The organism is Bradyrhizobium sp. AZCC 2262, assembly GCF_036924535.1.
In the GTDB taxonomy this organism is placed as follows: domain Bacteria; phylum Pseudomonadota; class Alphaproteobacteria; order Rhizobiales; family Xanthobacteraceae; genus Bradyrhizobium.
Genome location: NZ_JAZHRT010000001.1, coordinates 2,893,552 through 2,909,605, shown reverse-complemented (window position 1 = coordinate 2,909,605; position 16,054 = coordinate 2,893,552). Strand labels below are relative to the sequence as shown.

Annotated in this window: 14 protein-coding genes; 7 read left to right on the top strand and 7 right to left on the bottom strand. The window is 63.8% G+C overall.

Annotated features, from left to right (window positions below):
* Positions 1-2: 2 nt before the first annotated feature.
* Genes mmsB through V1283_RS13565 form a run of 4 tightly spaced genes read right to left on the bottom strand, consistent with a single transcriptional unit; the run spans position 3 to position 4,671 of the window.
* Entirely contained in the window at positions 3-890 is an 888-nt protein-coding gene (gene mmsB, locus V1283_RS13580) for a 3-hydroxyisobutyrate dehydrogenase (protein ID WP_334386986.1), read from the bottom strand.
* Between the two features lie 33 nt (positions 891-923).
* A complete protein-coding gene (locus V1283_RS13575) occupies positions 924-2,006 on the bottom strand; it encodes an enoyl-CoA hydratase/isomerase family protein (RefSeq protein ID WP_334386985.1) in 1,083 nt (360 codons plus the stop codon).
* Entirely contained in the window at positions 2,003-3,148 is a 1,146-nt protein-coding gene (locus V1283_RS13570; RefSeq protein WP_334386984.1) for an isobutyryl-CoA dehydrogenase, read from the bottom strand. Before V1283_RS13570 ends, V1283_RS13575 begins: the two co-directional genes overlap by 4 nt.
* 26 nt (positions 3,149-3,174) lie before the next feature.
* The gene (locus V1283_RS13565) at positions 3,175-4,671 is read right to left on the bottom strand and encodes a CoA-acylating methylmalonate-semialdehyde dehydrogenase (RefSeq protein WP_334386983.1); all 1,497 of its coding nucleotides are present in this window, start codon (positions 4,669-4,671) and stop codon (positions 3,175-3,177) included.
* A 101-nt stretch (positions 4,672-4,772) separates the two neighbouring features.
* Between V1283_RS13565 and V1283_RS13560 the strand changes: the two genes are divergently transcribed.
* Positions 4,773-5,714 (top strand): LysR family transcriptional regulator, encoded by a 942-nt coding sequence (locus V1283_RS13560; RefSeq protein WP_334386982.1) that lies wholly within the window; start codon positions 4,773-4,775, stop codon positions 5,712-5,714.
* A 27-nt stretch (positions 5,715-5,741) separates the two neighbouring features.
* Here V1283_RS13560 and V1283_RS13555 read toward each other — a convergent pair whose 3' ends face one another.
* Positions 5,742-6,911 (bottom strand): acyl-CoA dehydrogenase family protein, encoded by a 1,170-nt coding sequence (locus V1283_RS13555; RefSeq protein ID WP_334386981.1) that lies wholly within the window; start codon positions 6,909-6,911, stop codon positions 5,742-5,744.
* A 94-nt stretch (positions 6,912-7,005) separates the two neighbouring features.
* Between V1283_RS13555 and V1283_RS13550 the strand changes: the two genes are divergently transcribed.
* Complete coding sequence (locus V1283_RS13550) at positions 7,006-7,911, top strand: LysR substrate-binding domain-containing protein (RefSeq protein ID WP_334386980.1); 906 nt, start codon at positions 7,006-7,008, stop codon at positions 7,909-7,911.
* A gap of 46 nt (positions 7,912-7,957) precedes the next feature.
* Here the strand turns inward: V1283_RS13550 and V1283_RS13545 are convergent, their stop codons facing one another.
* Positions 7,958-8,578 (bottom strand): TetR/AcrR family transcriptional regulator, encoded by a 621-nt coding sequence (locus V1283_RS13545; protein WP_334386979.1) that lies wholly within the window; start codon positions 8,576-8,578, stop codon positions 7,958-7,960.
* Between the two features lie 61 nt (positions 8,579-8,639).
* Positions 8,640-9,194, bottom strand: a complete 555-nt coding sequence (locus tag V1283_RS13540; RefSeq protein WP_334386978.1) for a PaaI family thioesterase — start codon at positions 9,192-9,194, stop codon at positions 8,640-8,642.
* A gap of 91 nt (positions 9,195-9,285) precedes the next feature.
* Here V1283_RS13540 and V1283_RS13535 point away from each other — a divergent pair, with 91 nt between their 5' ends.
* The 5 genes from V1283_RS13535 (at position 9,286) to V1283_RS13515 (ending at position 16,023) form a co-directional block, all read left to right on the top strand.
* Positions 9,286-11,607, top strand: a complete 2,322-nt coding sequence (locus V1283_RS13535; protein ID WP_334386977.1) for a molybdopterin-dependent oxidoreductase — start codon at positions 9,286-9,288, stop codon at positions 11,605-11,607.
* Between the two features lie 192 nt (positions 11,608-11,799).
* Entirely contained in the window at positions 11,800-12,570 is a 771-nt protein-coding gene (locus V1283_RS13530; RefSeq protein ID WP_334386976.1) for an enoyl-CoA hydratase, read from the top strand.
* Between the two features lie 12 nt (positions 12,571-12,582).
* On the top strand, positions 12,583-14,274 hold the full coding sequence (locus tag V1283_RS13525) for an FAD-dependent monooxygenase (RefSeq protein WP_334386975.1): 1,692 nt from the start codon (positions 12,583-12,585) through the stop codon (positions 14,272-14,274).
* The gene (locus V1283_RS13520) at positions 14,271-14,456 is read left to right on the top strand and encodes a hypothetical protein (RefSeq protein WP_334386974.1); all 186 of its coding nucleotides are present in this window, start codon (positions 14,271-14,273) and stop codon (positions 14,454-14,456) included. Before V1283_RS13525 ends, V1283_RS13520 begins: the two co-directional genes overlap by 4 nt.
* A 286-nt stretch (positions 14,457-14,742) precedes the next feature.
* On the top strand, positions 14,743-16,023 hold the full coding sequence (locus V1283_RS13515) for an MFS transporter (RefSeq protein WP_334386973.1): 1,281 nt from the start codon (positions 14,743-14,745) through the stop codon (positions 16,021-16,023).
* Positions 16,024-16,054 lie beyond the last annotated feature (31 nt).

The window sequence follows — 16,054 nt, the reverse complement described above, 5'->3', positions numbered from 1 at the left end:
CGTTATTTCCCGGCAAGGCTCCTAACGTGCTGGATAATACCGGAAAAATCCACCCCGCCATGGCCGGCAGCGTCGAACGCCTTGTAGATCTCCTGCGCGTGTTTGCCCAGCGGCGTCACCGCGCCGGCGGCGTTGGCCGCATCCTGCGCCAGCGTCAGGTCCTTCACCATCAAATTGGACGCAAAGCCGGGCTTGTAGCCGTTGTTCGCCGGCGAAGCCGGAACCGGGCCCGGCACCGGGCAGTAGGACGTCAGCGCCCAGCATTGGCCGGAAGAGGTGGAGGCGACGTCGAACAGCGCCTGATGCGACAGGCCCAATTTCTCCGCGAGCGCAAAGGCCTCGCCGACCCCGATCATGGAAATGCCCAAAATCATGTTGTTGCAGATCTTGGCCGCCTGCCCCGCGCCGGCGCCGCCGCAATGCACGATCTTCTTGCCCATGTTCTCCAGCACGGGCTCGGCCGCCGCAAAGGCCTTGTCCTCGCCGCCGCACATGAAAGTGAGCGTTGCGCCCTTGGCGCCGCCGGTTCCGCCCGACACGGGAGCGTCGACCGAGAGTGCGCCATGCTTGGCAGCGAGCGCATGCGCCTGCTTGGCGCTTTCGACGTCAATGGTCGAGCAATCGATAATCAGCGTACCCTTGGTCATCGCCGGGATCACCTCGTTCCAGACCGACAGAACATGCTTGCCCGCCGGCAGCATGGTGATGACGGCGTCAGCGCCCTTGACGGATGCGACCGAACTCTCGGCGATCGCGGCGCCGTCCGCCTTGGCCTGATCGCGCGAGGCCGCCACCAGATCGAACGCGGTGACCTTGTGGCCGGCCTTGACCAGATTGGCCGCCATCGGCCCGCCCATGTTGCCGAGGCCAATGAATGCGATATTTGCCATCTCGAATCCTCCGCTAAGACTTTTCTGTTTTGATCAGGGAAATTTCAGTTCGTCCGCGCCGATCTCGGCGAAATACGGCGCGACCATTTGCGGCGTCACGTCTTCGATCCGCGGGGGCGACCATTTTGGATTGCGGTCCTTGTCGATGACCGCAGCGCGCACGCCCTCGCGAAAATCGTCGCTGGCGAAGACTTCCAGCGCGGCGCGATATTCCCGCACCAGGCATTCCTCCAGCGACTTCGACGTTCGCGCCAGCCGCAACAGCTTCAGCGTCACCACCATGCCGCGCGGCGACTTCTCGTTCAGCGTCTTCAATGTCGCCTGCGCAAAGTCGGAACTATCGCGCTGCAATGCCCCGACGATGTCTTCCATGCGATCGTGGGAAAACAACGCATCGATCTTCGCCTGCATCGCCGCAACCGGCCCGGCCGTCTCCCCGCTCGAAAAGCCGTCAACCAGCCTCCTGATGTCAGCCGATGTTGCGCCGGACGCGACTTTCGTCAGCGCCTCGCGCAAGGCCGGCAGCTTTGAGGACGACACTACCGCGTCGGCAAACTTTGCATGGATCGCGTCCGGGCCGTTCATGGTCTGCCCGGTCAATCCAAAATAAGTGCCGATCTCGCCCGGCGAATGCGACAGCAGCCAGGTGCCGCCGACATCCGGAAAGAAGCCGAGGCCGACTTCGGGCATCGCGAGCTTCGTCTTCTCGGTCACGACACGATGGCTAGAGTGCGCCGACAACCCGACGCCGCCGCCCATCACGATGCCATCCATCAAGGCGACATACGGCTTCGGGAATTTCTTGATCCGGGCGTTGAGGATGTATTCCTCGCGCCACAGGATCTTGCCGAGATCGCCCTTGACCTTCGAGCTTTCCCAGAGTGCGCGGATGTCGCCACCGGCGCAAAGGCCGCGCTCGCCCGCGCCTTCCAGAAGGATCACGGCTACCGCAGGATCGGCCTCGAACGCATCGAGCGCCCTGTCGACGTCGCGAAACATCTCCAGCGTCACGGCATTGATCGCCTTGGGACGATTGAGTCTGATGACGCCGCAGGCGCCTTCGCGCTGCGCGATAAGGTCACCTTCGATCAGCGCGGCTGCGGCAGTCGCCGTCATCGCGCGCCCTCGATCAGCTTGCGCGACACGATCAGCCGCATGATCTCGTTGGTCCCTTCCAGGATCTGGTGCACGCGCAGATCGCGCACGATCTTCTCGATGCCGTATTCGCTGAGGTAACCGTAGCCGCCGTGCAGCTGCAGCGCCTGGTTGGCGACCTCGAAGCCGACGTCTGTGCCAAAACGCTTGGCCATCGCGCACAGCATAGTGGCGTCCGCATCCTTGCGGTCGAGAGCTGCGGCGGCACGCCAGACAAAGGTTCGCGCCGCCTCCAGTTCGGTTGCCATGTCGGCGAGGCGAAACTGCAGCGCCTGGAATTCATCGAGGCGCTTGCCGAAGGCTTTGCGTTCCTTCATGTAGGCCAGCGATTTTTCCAGCGCGCTTTGCGCGCCGCCGAGCGAACAGGCCGCGATATTGATGCGGCCGCCATCGAGCCCGGCCATCGCGATCTTGAAGCCGATGCCCTCGTCGCCCAGACGGTTTTCGACCGGCACGCGGGCGTTCTCAAAAATCACCGCACGGGTCGGCTGCGCGTTCCAGCCCATTTTGCGCTCATTGGCGCCGAACGAAACGCCCGGCGTCTTGCCATCGATGACGAGCGTTGAAACTCCGCCGGGCCCGTCACCACCGGTGCGCACCATCGCCACCAGCAGGTCGGTGCCACCGGCTCCTGAAATGAACTGCTTCTGGCCGTTCAAGACGTAATGATCGCCCTCACGCACCGCGCGGGTCCGCAGCGCCGCCGCATCCGAGCCTGCGCCCGGCTCGGTGAGGCAGTAGCTTGCGATCAGATCCATCGTGCAAAGCTTCGGCAACCACTTTTGCCGCTGGGTGTCGTTGCCATAGGCATCGATCATCCACGACGCCATGTTGTGGATCGAGATGAAAGCCGACACGGTCGGGCACCCTGTCGCCAGGGCCTCGAAGATCAGCGCCGCGTCGAAGCGGGTCATCGCCGATCCGCCGACGTCGTCCTTGATGTAGATGCCGCCCATTCCGAGCGTGGCAGCTTCCCGCATCACGTCGACCGGGAAATGCTTCTCCTCGTCCCAGCGCAGCGCATGCGGCGCGATCTTCTCCGCGGCGAATTCGCGCGCCATGTCGCGAACCGCCATTTGGTCCTCATTGAGAGCGAACTGCATCTCCGCGCGCCCCGGGCTGTGACGCGTCAGTTCATCGTCGGAATCGAGAACTCCGCGCCCTCCTTGACGCCGGACGGCCAGCGCGAGGTGACCGTCTTGGTCTTGGTGTAGAAGCGGATCGAATCCGGGCCGTGCTGATTGAGATCGCCGAAGCCGGACTTCTTCCAGCCGCCGAAGGTGTAGTACGCGATCGGCACCGGGATCGGCACGTTGATGCCGACCATGCCGACATTCACCTTGGCGGCAAAGTCGCGTGCGGCGTCGCCGTCGCGGGTGAAGATCGCGACACCGTTGCCGTAGTCATGGTCCGACGGCAGCGCCAGCGCTTCCTTGTAATCGTGGGCACGCACCACTGACAGCACCGGGCCAAAGATCTCTTCCTTGTAAATTCGCATGTCCTTGGTGACGTTGTCGAACAGCGAACCGCCGAGATAGAATCCCTTCTCGTAGCCCTGCATCTTGAAGCCACGGCCGTCGACAGCGAGCGTCGCGCCTTCCTTGATACCGATATCGATATAGCTCTTCACCTTCTCGACCGCTTCGCGCGTCACCAGCGGGCCGTAATCGGCGGACGGATCGACCGAGGTGCCGATCTTGAGCGACTCCACGCGCGGGATCAGCTTTTCCATCAGGCGGTCGGCGGCCGTCTTGCCGACAGGCACCGCGACCGAAATTGCCATGCAACGCTCGCCGGCCGAGCCGTAGCCGGCGCCGATCAGCGCATCGACGGTCTGGTCCATGTCGGCGTCGGGCATCACGATGGCGTGGTTCTTGGCGCCGCCAAAACACTGGCAGCGCTTGCCCGTTTGCGCGGCGCGCTCGTAGATGTACTGCGCGATCGGCGTCGAGCCGACAAAGCCGATCGCCTTGATGTCGGGATCGTCGAGAATGGCGTCGACGGCTTCCTTGTCGCCGTTGACGACGTTGAGCACGCCGGGCGGCAGCCCCGCCTCGATCATCAATTGGGCCAGCATCATCGGCACGCCGGGATCGCGCTCCGAGGGTTTCAGGATGAAGGCATTGCCGCAGGCGATCGCGGGCGCGAATTTCCACATCGGAATCATGGCCGGGAAATTGAACGGCGTGATGCCGGCGACAACGCCCAAGGGTTGCCGCATCGAATAAATGTCGATGCCGGGGCCGGCGCCTTCGGTGTACTCGCCTTTCATCAAATGCGGAATGCCGCAGGCGAATTCGACGACTTCGAGGCCGCGCTGGATGTCGCCCTTGGCGTCGGGAACGGTCTTGCCGTGTTCGCGCGCCAGCACATCGGCCAGCTTGTCGTAGTCGCGCTGCGCTAGTTCGAGGAATTTCATCATCACGCGCGCACGGCGCTGCGGATTGGTGTTGGCCCACTCGGCCTGGGCGTCCCTGGCGTTCTCGACGGCAGCGCGAACCTCGGCCTTGGACGCGAGCGCCACCTTGGCCTGGACGTCGCCCGTCATCGGCTCGAAAACGTCGGCCGTCCGCCCGGACGTGCCCTTGACCTCTTTGCCACCGATGAAATGTCCGATTGAGCGCATGAATTTTCTCCCTGAAGTCTCGGCTGGATCCCTTTGGAGCCCTTTTTGACCTGCATTTCTTAGGATACAAGTCCGATATATTGCACCTTAGATGTGCGGAAATGCTGGATCAAGGCACCAAGACCATCGACTGGGATGACTTCCGTTTCGTGCTGGCGATCGTCCGCGGCGGATCGGTTTCCGCTGCCGCCAAGCAGCTTGCGGTCGATCATGCCACCGTAATCCGGCGTGTCGACCGCCTGGAACGGCATCTGTCAGCAAAACTGTTTGATCGCCGTAAGACCGGCTACCTCCTGACCGAAGCCGGCCAGCGCGTCGCCGACAGCGCGGAGGCGATGGAATCCACCATTGTCGCCAATCAGGAGGCGGTTGGCGGCTCGCGCGCCCAGCTCACCGGCACGGTCCGGATCGGCGCACCCGACGGGTTCGGCAGCCACTTTCTGGCCTCGCGGCTTCTGAAATTCACCGAGCGGTATCCCGATCTCGATTTGCAGCTCGTCGCCACCGCTAGGCTGTTCAGCCTGTCGAAGCGCGAGGCAGATATTGCGATAAGCCTGACGATGCCGAAGGAAGGCCGGATCGTCGGCCGCAAGCTGCTCGACTACAGCCTCGGGCTTTACGCCGCGCCCGCCTATCTCGACCGCGCGCCAAAGATCACAAGCCGTGGCGACCTGCCCGGGCATCGCTTCGTCGGCTATATCGAAGAACTGCTGTTCACGCCGGAACTGGACTACCTGCCGCAGGTCTCACCAAAAATCTCCGCCAAATTCCGCAGCGCCAATCTGATCGCGCAGCTCAACGCCACCATTGCCGGTTTTGGCATTGCCGTGCTGCCGCATTTCATGGCGACGGCGCATCCGGAACTACGGCCGGTATTGCCGGACGAAATCAGGATTTCGCGCACCTTCTGGATGCTGATGCACGCCGACAGCAAGGATCTGGCGCGAATTCGCGCGGTCGCCGATTACATCCACGAGACGGTGGAGCGCGAACGCGCGCTGTTTGGGGGACGCTTGGCCGGGCCTGCCTCATCCTCAGCGTGACGCGGGCGGACCTCTCCACAGTCATTCTCAAATACGCGGGGTGCCTGCTTCCAGTCCCAGCGTCAGGCGCCCGGCGACGGTATAGCTGTTCGGACTCATTGCCACATGCTTGGTGGCGGCATGGACGTCACGAACCGAGCGTTCCAGCGTACCGGTTTCGAAGATGGCCGCGGTACCGGCATCGGCCGCGATCGCATCGACAATCCGGACCGCGGTTTCGGCTGCGTTGGAGCAAGCGGCACGAAAGAAGGCGCGCGCCTGCAAAAGGCGATCGCCTCCGACGTCGGTCGCCGCCATGAGCTCCGCCATGGCGTCAACCAGATACGCGCGCGCGGCTCGCAGCACTGTCTCTGCACGCCCCACCATGCCTTGAACCGCCTCGCGGTCACGCATCAGCATGGTGCTGCCCTGGCGTGCTTTCTTCCCGGCAAGCTCGATGAAAGTATCGATCGCTCCCCGCGCGATCCCAAGCGGAACGACAGAAACGGTCCAGGCAAATGCCGACAGGCCAGGCAGGCGGTAGAGCAGCGCCGGGTGCGTCGGCTTGAGATCGGTCAGAGGATGCGTGTGGTCAATCGGCACAAACGTGTCGTGGACCTCGAAATCGCAGCTGCCGGTGCCTCGCAGGCCGGACACGAACCAGGTGTCGTGAATCTGGACCTCCGACTTGGCGAAATAGCAGCAGACCGGCGGCTCATCCCGGCCGTCAGCGGTCTTGACACCAGCCAGTCCCATGAACCGGGTCGCGTGATGAGATCCGCTGCCGAAGGGCCAGCGCCCGCTGACGCGATAGCCTCCCTCCGCACGTTCCGCTGTCCCGATCGCCCCGGTTGCGCTGACGATGAACGCGTGCGGGTCGGCGAACCAGTCGCGGGCCACCCTCTCCGGCAAGTAGCCACCGATCCGGCTCATCCCGCCGCCATTCCCGACCAGCCAGCCAAGCGAGCCGTCAAGTGCGGAGGCGGCCTCGACAACGGTCATGAAATCGAACGGCGATAGCTCCGGTCCTCCCAGTGTCTTCGGCAGGTACAGCCGGAAAAGCCCCGCCTTGGCCAGCGCCCCGAATACCTGATCGGGTATCCTTCGCTGTTCGTCGAAAGCATGTCGCTGTTGCCTGATGAGCGGCGCCAGCTGCTCGATGGCCGCCAGATATTCCGAGACACCGCCTTGAGCTGTCACGAGCACGCGCGTCTCCATTATTTCTTCCGCCGGCATCCTAGAGAGCAGAGTTTGGTGCGGCAAATTCGAAGAATTCAGGTGCAGATGAAATCAATTCATCTAGAATGCCGACATGCGCAAATTGCCGCCGCTCACCGAACTGCGTGCGTTTGAGGCAGCCGCTCGCCATCTCAGTTTCAGGCTGGCCGCTGCCGAGCTGGGCGTCACTCCGACCGCGATCAGCCATCAGTTGAAATTGCTGGAGCGTCACTGCGGGCAATCCTTGTTTCGACGCCGGCCGCGGCCGCTGGCACTCACGCGGGCGGGCCAACAGCTCTTTCCCGTTGTTCGCGACGGCTTCGAGACTTTCGCCGAGGCGTTGAGCAAGATACGCAGCGGCGGCGCCAGCGGACGGCTGAGCTTGACGGCGACCAATGCTTTCACCGCACGATGGCTCGTGCCGCGGTTGCCCAATTGGCGTGAAATTTATCCGCGGCTGAAACTCGACATCATTGGTACCGACGCGGTGATCGATCTCGAGGCTGGCGATGCCGATGTTGCAATCCGCTACGCCCGCAAACCTCCGACGGTCGGCCCCTCCTTCGAGCTGTTTCGCGACGAGTTTTACGCCGTAGCGAGCCCCAAGCTGGTTGGCGATTTGCGGCGATCGCTCAGTCCAGCGGAGCTCGGCCGGCTTCCTCTGATCGAAGCCGAGTGGCCGCCAGCCGATTCCGATGCGCCGCGATGGCAACGCTGGCTGCGTGTGGCCAGTCGTCGCCATCGATCTGTGCCAGACACTGCCACGCTTCCCAGCCTAAGCTTTCGCGAGGAGTTGCACGCCATCGAAGCCGCCATTGCGGGCCAGGGCATCGCAATCTGCAGTAATATCCTGGTGAGGCCAGAGCTGGCGAGCGGCGCCCTTGTGCCCGTTTCCCGGATCAAGCTGCCGGGCTACGGCTTCTACATCGTACATCGCGCGGAGCACCCGAAGATGGATTTGATCAAGTCGTTCATCAACTGGGCCCGGGCGGCCGGCTAGCCGGCGCGATGACGCCGCGGCGAACGCAACCCGGTACGATCTACGATCAATTCACCTTCGCTCGCGCCTTCGTTGCAACCGGCTTCGTGGCCGCCGCTCGTCCCAGCACCGCCTCGCGGCCGGAGGCGAGAATTTCGTCGGAAAGTTCACCGCTGCCCGCAACGCGCGACATCACCAGGGTACCCATCATGGTCGCCAGCGCGCCCATCGCCTGCTTGCGGGCCGTCTTTCGCGGCACATCCGGAATCTGATCGGCCATCACATCGATCAACTGTTCCAGCTTGGCGGAAAAGGCCCTGCGGGTCTTTGCGCTTTCGCGGGCAATCTCGGCGCCGAGCGTGGGAACCGCGCAACCGCGGCCGGGATCGTCGCGGTGCACCGCGGAGACGTAGGAATCGACGATCGTCGACAGCCGCTTTTCCGGCGGCGTTTCAGCGGCGAGCTTGCGCCAATGCTCGACCGCGCGATCCATCGCATAGCCAAAGGCCTCGATCACCAGCGCCTCGCGGGAATCGAAATGGGCATAGAAGCCGCCATGGGTCAGGCCAGCCTCTTTCATCAGATCGGCGACGCCGATACCATGTGCGCCCTTTTCGCGAAGCCGCACCGAGGCCTTCTTGACGATCCGCGCGTGGGTCTCCTGCTTGTGCTCTTTCGAATAACGCATCGACCATCCCATTAAATGTCTGCAGTCATATAATAGCAGTTGCGCGGGCGAAAAGCTGCATCTATTTCGCTTTTTCACCGCCGATCATCGTAAATGTCGCAGTCGCGTGCACTGCAAGATTGCCCGCGCCGTCGCGGACGAAGCCTTCGGCATAGCTGGTCTGACGGCCGAGTTTTACCACTTTGCCTTCCGCCGAGATTTTGCCGGATCGCACCGACAGCGGCCGCAGATAGGTCAGCTTGAGGTCGAGCGTGACCGAGGTCTGCCCGGCCGGCTGCATGGTGGCAATGGCGCAACCCATGGCGGTATCCAGCAGCGCCGCGGCGGTCGCGCCGTGAAGCAGGCCGATGGTATTTTCCAGGCTCTCGTCCGGATCGAGTTCCATCACGATTCGGCCGGCTTCCGCGATGCGCATCTCAAGGCCGATCAATCGGGCCATCGGCGGCGGTGGCAGGATGCCGTCGCGGATCGCGCACATGATCTCCAGCCCGGACTTGCCTGCGGCCGCCTTCGCCACCGGACCCGGCGCCTGCCACTCCACCACCCGATGCCGCCGCGTGTCGAAGGAAAACAGATCGGGAATTTCCGGGGCTCGTTGGGCGCTGCCCGCCGTCATGATCGCTCTCCTTTGACGGCCCGTGGCGGCCGGTTGATTGAATGATAGTCATCATATATACTGATCCGGTCCAACAATGGAAGAGATGGCCATGCCGAGTCCCGACTGGCGGAAGACCGCCTGTAATCTCTGCTATGTCAATTGCGGCCTCGAAGTGCTGGTCGAAAATGACCGCATCTCGAAAGTGCGCGGCGACCGCGACAACCCGAAATCCAAAGGTTATCTCTGCAACAAGGCCGCACGCATTCCCTTCTATGCACATCACCGTGATCGCCTGACCACGCCGCTGCGCCGGCGCGCCGATGGCGGCTTCGACGCGATTGACTGGGACACCGCGATTACCGAGATCGCCGCAAAATTGCACGACGTGGTCGATCGCCATGGCGGCAAGAGCCTTGCGCTCTATGGCGGCGGTGGCCAGGGCAATCATGCCGGCGGCGCCTATGCCACGGCGCTCCTGCGCGCGCTCGGCTCCCGCCATGTCTTCAACGCGCTGTCGCAGGAGAAGACCGGTGATTTCTGGGTCAACGGCCACATGTTCGGCAGCCAGACCTGCCACACCGCCGAGGACGTGCACCACTGCGACCTGCTGTTCGTGATCGGCGCCAATCCCTGGATCGCCCACGGCTTTCCCAATGCGCGCGACCATCTCAACGACATCCGCAAGGATCCAAGCCGCAAGATGATCGTGATCGATCCCCGCCGTTCCGAGACCGCCGAGCGCGCCGATCTGCATCTCGCGGGCCGTCCCGGCACTGATGCCTTCCTGCTGAGCGCGATCCTCGCGCGGCTGATCCGGCGCGACGCGGTGGACCACGCATTCATCGAGCAGCACACCAGAGGCTATGCGGAGGTCAGGGACGCGCTGCTGCGGATTCCGGTCGAACAATGGGCCGATGCCGCCGACATCCCGCTCCAGCAGATCGAGCAATGCGTCGACATGATCGTTGCGGCGAAAGCGATGACCGTCCGCGTCGAGCTCGGCATTCAGCAGGGCGTCAACTCGACGCTCAATTCGTATCTCGAAAAATTGCTGATCATGCTGACCGGCAGTTTTGGCCGCAAAGGCACCAACCAGCTGCACAGCTGGCTGGTACCGCTGTGGGGTAACTCGCCGAACCAGCGCTTTGCCGCTGCCGATATCGAGGTGATCGGCGGACTGTTGCCGCCCAATCTGTTTCCTGATGCGGTGCTGTCCGATCATCTCGACCGCCTGCGCGCGGCATGGATCGACAGTTCCAATCCCGCCAATACCGCCTCGAACACCGCGCGGGTCGAAACCGCGCTACGCGCGCTCGACCTCGTCGTTGTGGTCGACGTGGCCATGACCGAGACGGCGCGGCTGGCGCATTACGTACTGCCGGCCTCTTCGCAATATGAGAAGACCGAATTCACGCTCTTCAACTTCGAATTCCCGAGAAACTATTTCCATGTGCGCGCCGGCGTGGTCGCGCCCCTTGAGGGCACTCTGCCGGAGCCGGAAATCTATACGCGACTGAGCCGCGCGCTCGGCCTCCTGCCCGGCGATAACGCGCTGGCGCCTTTGCGCGAAGCCGCCTTCCGTTCCCGGCCGGCCTTCGCCGCGGAACTGCGCGCCTTCATGGGCGCCAATCCGCAGCTGGCAGCGCTCGGCGCGCTCGTGCTCTATAACACGCTGGGCGCCACCCTGCCCGACGGCACGGCCGCCGCCGCGCCCTTGTGGCAGGCCGCGCATCTCTGCGCAAAACGTTCGCCCCAGGCTGTGCGCCGCGCGCTCGATGCGGGCCGTGACGTTCCGGACGAGATGCTCGGCGAAGTGCTGTTCGACGCCATCGTGGGATCGCGCAACGGCGCCGCCTTCACCGAGCACGATTACGACGAGGTATGGTCGCTGGTCTCGCATCCCGACCGCAAGGTTCACCTTTCGATCGCGCCGATGCTGGAATGGCTCGGCAAACTCGATCCAACGAACGCCATCCCTCGCGGCGACTATCCCTTCGTGCTCGCCGCCGGACAGCGGCGCATGTTCAACGCCAACCAGATCTTTCGCGATCCCGCCTGGCGCCGCGACGATCCCGATGGCGCGCTGCTCATCAGCGCCGCCGATCTGGCATCGCTCGGCGCGGAAGACGGCGAATGGATCGCGGTGCAATCCGCCGGCGGCCGCGTGGTCGCGCGCTGCAAGCGCGACGACAGCATGCGCAGCGGCCAGCTTGCGCTGCCGCACGGCTACGGCCAGGACTATCCGGCCGCCGACGGCGAACGGCTGAACAACGGCCCTCGCGTCAATGTGCTGACCGAGAGCGGGAACCGCGATCCTATCGCCGGCACGCCGTACCACAAGCACGTCCCGGTGCGGCTGGAGCGGCTGGCGGCAGCGGAAGCCGCGGCCTATGAGGCGGCCTCGCGGCGAATCCATCGCGCGCCAGCCTAGAGCCCCGTTCCGATTCCATCGGAACGGGGCTCTAGATTTTTGATTTGACGCGTTTTCTTAGCGCGAACCGGTCTCCACTTCGCTGGAAAACGCTGCAGGGAACTCTGCGCCCGCGACCCTTGACAAGACCAGTCCTTGCCAAGGAAGTGGCACTCTCAGCGCACGCCCGCCCAAGGGAGCCACAACGACAACATGGAAATGCTCAATTCCCATTGCGGCATCGACCGCGACGGCAGAGGTGTCGTTCGCCTCTCGATCTGCAATGCAGGCACCCTCAACATCCTCTCCTCCGCCGTCACCGATGGTGTGCGCGAAGGGTTCGAGAAGCTCGCCGGCGACAGGGACATCCGCGCGGTCATCCTGGCCGGCCAGAGCGAGAAGAGCATGATCGGCGGCGCCGACATCAAGGAGATGGCGAAGCTCGACCATAAATCTGCGGAGGCCTTCATCACGCGGCTGCGCGACCTCTGCGAAGCCGTGCGTAATTTTCCGGCGCCGGTGATCGCGCGGCTGCCCGGCTGGTGCCTCGGCGGCGGACTGGAAGTCGCCGCCGCCTGCGATTTCCGGATTGCGGCCCATGATGCCAAGTTCGGCATGCCGGAGGTGCGTGTCGGCATCCCCTCGGTGATCCACGCCGCCCTGCTGCCGCGGCTGATCGGCTGGGGCCGCGCCCGCTGGCTGGTGATGACGGCGGAGAACATCGACGCGCCCACCGCGCTCGCCTGGGGGCTGGTCGATGTCGTGGCGAAGGAAGGCGGACTCGATGCCGCGGTCGAGCATACGGTCAACGCGCTGCTCGAATGCGGGCCCGAAGCGCTGCGCGCGCAAAAGGCGCTGCTGCGGCAATGGGAGGAACTGCCGCTGACCGAATCCGTCAACTTAAGCGTCGGCGTGTTCGGAAAGTCCTTCCTGACCGGCGAGCCGCAGCCGCTGATGCAGGGGTTTCTCGACCGCAAGAAATAGACGGAGGGAGACATGAGACCTGCCGGCAAGGGAGAGCTGGAATCGCTCTATTTCGACTATCCGCGGTTTGCTGCGCGTCGCGTTGCGGAACTCGACGGCGCCGCGGCAAGGCATCCGGTATTGATCGTGGGCGCCGGCCCGATCGGCATGACGGCGGCGCTGGTGCTGGCGCGGTACGGCATCAAGAGCGTGCTGATCGAACGCAAGGACACATTTAATGACGGCAGCCGCGCGATCTGCATCGCGCGGCCCAGCATGCACATTCTGGAGCGGGTCGGCGCGGTCGCGCCGTTTGTCGAAAAGGCGCTCGGCTGGCGGTTCGGCCGCAGCTACTATCGCGGCGAGCAGATTTTCCGGCTGGAGATGCCGCAACCGCCGGGCGAAAAATACCTGCCGATGTACAATCTGCAGCAGCAGTACATCGAAAAATTCCTGCACGATGCGGTCGCGACCAGCGACCTCATCGACATGCGCTGGCAGAGCGAGTTGTCGGCCATCGAGCTCCACAACGATGGCGTATCGGCTCGGATTTCATCGCCGGAGGGCGATTACCGGCTCGACGCCGACTATGTGCTCGCCGCCGATGGGGCGCGCTCGCCGATCCGCTCCATGCTCGGACTGCGGTTGAAAGGCGACAATTATGAAGGCCGGTATGTGATCGCGGATATCCGCATGGATCACGATTTTCCGACCGAGCGCCGCGCCTTTTTCGAGCCGGCCGGCAATCCCGGCGGCACGGTGCTGATCCACAAGCAGCCGGACGATATCTGGCGCGTGGATTACCAGCTCCGCGAAGGCGAAAGCGAACAAGATGCCTTGAAAGAGGAAAATCTCCGGGCGCGCGTCGGCGCCATCCTTGCCGATGTCGGCCACACCAAACCATGGGAGCTGGAATGGTGGAGCGTCTACTCCGCCAACACGCTCTGCCTCGATGACTACCGGCACGGCCGCGTGTTCTTCATCGGCGATGCCGCGCATATCGTGCCGATCTTCGGTGTGCGCGGGCTTAACAATGGCCTGGCGGATGCCGAGAACATCGGCTGGAAGCTGGCGCTCGTGCTCCATGGCAAGGCGAACGAGCGGCTGCTCGACAGCTATTCGCCGGAGCGGCGCGGCGCCACGCTCGATGTCTTCGCCAACGCCACCAAGAGCACGCGCTTCATGACGCCGCCGACCCGCGGATGGCGATTGGCGCGCGAGGCCGCGCTGTCGCTCAGTTTGAAGCACGCATTTCCGCGCGGGCTCGCCAACCCGCGGCAGATGCAGCCCTATACCTATTCGGAAAGCCCGCTGACGCCCTACGCCGAACGCAATGCTGAATTTGCCGGCGGCGCCCCTTGCGGCAACGTCGCGCCGAACGCCAGGCTCATCGACGGCAGCTATCTATTGGATCGCGCCGGCAGCGGCATGACGGCGATCCTGTTCTGCGAAGGGCAACCCACCCGCGAACAGGCAGCGCTGCTCGCGCAGCTGGGCCGAATCGACAAGCGCTTCGTTCCGGTGCTGGTCTCGTCAGGCGGTTCGGCCTCCGACGCGAAAACCATCGCGGACCGGGATGGCGAAATCGCCCGCCTGTTCGCGGCAGCGCCCGGCACGCTCTATCTGTTGCGGCCCGACCTGCACATTGCCGGGCGATGGAAGGCCGTCGTTCCCGGCGAGATCCTGAAAACCGCAGGCCTTTGCCTGGGAAGCGAGACGCCATGAGCGCCATGCCGTTCGAAGACTTCGAGACCGCCTATGAGACGCTGGCGACCGCGATCGATCAGGCGGGACCTGCGCGCGAAGCGCTGTTCCTGACCCGGCTTGCGCTGGTGCTCGCCCAAAAACTCGGCGACGTCGCGGCCTTCAGGACGGCCATCGAGACCGCGCTCGATGGGCTGGAATAGCGACCTTTCGCGACAATTTTTACCTCAGGGCGCCGATCGATCAATTGCTCTCATGCGAAAGGCAAGAATTTCTCATGGGATGATCGATTGCGGTTTTTTGCAGTGCGTAATATTACAGGTGTAATCTAAATTCCGTAGTTGATCCGCACGCGCATCGGTCCTGGCGCCGGCACTCCTCCGTCATGTCCTGAAATGAGGGAAGTATGACATTCAAGTCAGACTTCCAACACGTCAGAATGCCTAAGCCAAACCGGCGAATCTTCCCTCTGGAATCTTCTGAGGCTCAATGATCTCGAACTGGCTGTCAGCCACCCTCGCCCGCCGCAACATCCATTACGGTTGGGTGATGGTCGCCGTGACCTTCCTCACCGCCCTGATTTCCGCCGGCACGGTCGGCGCGCCCGGCGTCTTCATCGTACCCCTGCAGAAGGAATTCGGCTGGACCACGGCGGAGATTTCCTCGGCGCTGTCGATCCGCTTCATCCTGTTCGGGCTGATGGCCCCCTTCGCCGCCGCGCTGATGAACCGCTACGGCCTGCGCAATGTGACGCTGTTGGCGCTGCTGATCGTCGTATCCGGTCTCGTCGCATCGCTGGCGATGACGCAGGTCTGGCAGCTGATGCTGCTGTGGGGCGTGGTGATCGGGCTCGGCACCGGCATGACGGCGCTGGTGCTGGGCGCCACGATCGCCGCGCGATGGTTTGCGGCGCGGCGCGGTCTTGTGGTCGGCATCCTCACCGCGAGCGTTGCGACCGGGCAGCTTGCCTTCCTGCCGCTATTGGCGAGCCTCACCGATCGCTATGGCTGGCGGATCGCGCTGGCGCTGGTCTGCGTGATGCTGGGCGTCGCCGCCTTCGCCGTGCTGATGGTCATGCGTGACCGGCCGAGCGATGTTGGCTTGCGGCCGTTCGGCGACGAAGGCACCGAACCGCTGCCGGCGCCACCGCCGAACACCATGCCGATCATGGCGGCCGCGCTCGGCACCCTGCGCGACGCCTCGAAGTCGGGCGTGTTCTGGATCCTGTTCGCCACTTTCTTCATCTGCGGCGCCAGCACCAACGGCCTGATCCAGGTGCATCTGATCCCGATGTGCCTCGATTTCGGCATTCCGCAGGTGCAGGCGGCAAGCCTGCTCGCGGCGATGGGCATTTTCGATTTCGTGGGCACCATCGCCTCCGGCTGGCTGTCGGACCGTTACGACAACCGCTGGCTCCTGTTCTGGTATTACGGGTTGCGCGGCCTGTCGCTGTTGTTCCTGCCGTTCACCGATTTCTCGTTCTACGGCCTGTCGCTGTTTGCGATGTTCTATGGCCTGGACTGGATCGCAACGGTGCCGCCGACCGTGCGGCTCACTGCACAACGCTTCGGCCCCGAGCGCGCCAATCTGGTGTTCGGCTGGATTTTTGCCGGCCATCAGTTGGGTGCGGGTGTCGCGGCGTTCGGTGCTGGCCTGTCGCGGACGCTTCTTGCGACCTACCTGCCGGCCTTTTTCGTTGCAGGCGCGCTCTGCGTGGTGGCGGCGCTGATCGTGCTGGCGATCTCGCGGCCGAAGCCGGTCGCGGCGTGATCTAGCCTGTCATTCCGGGATGGTGCGTTAG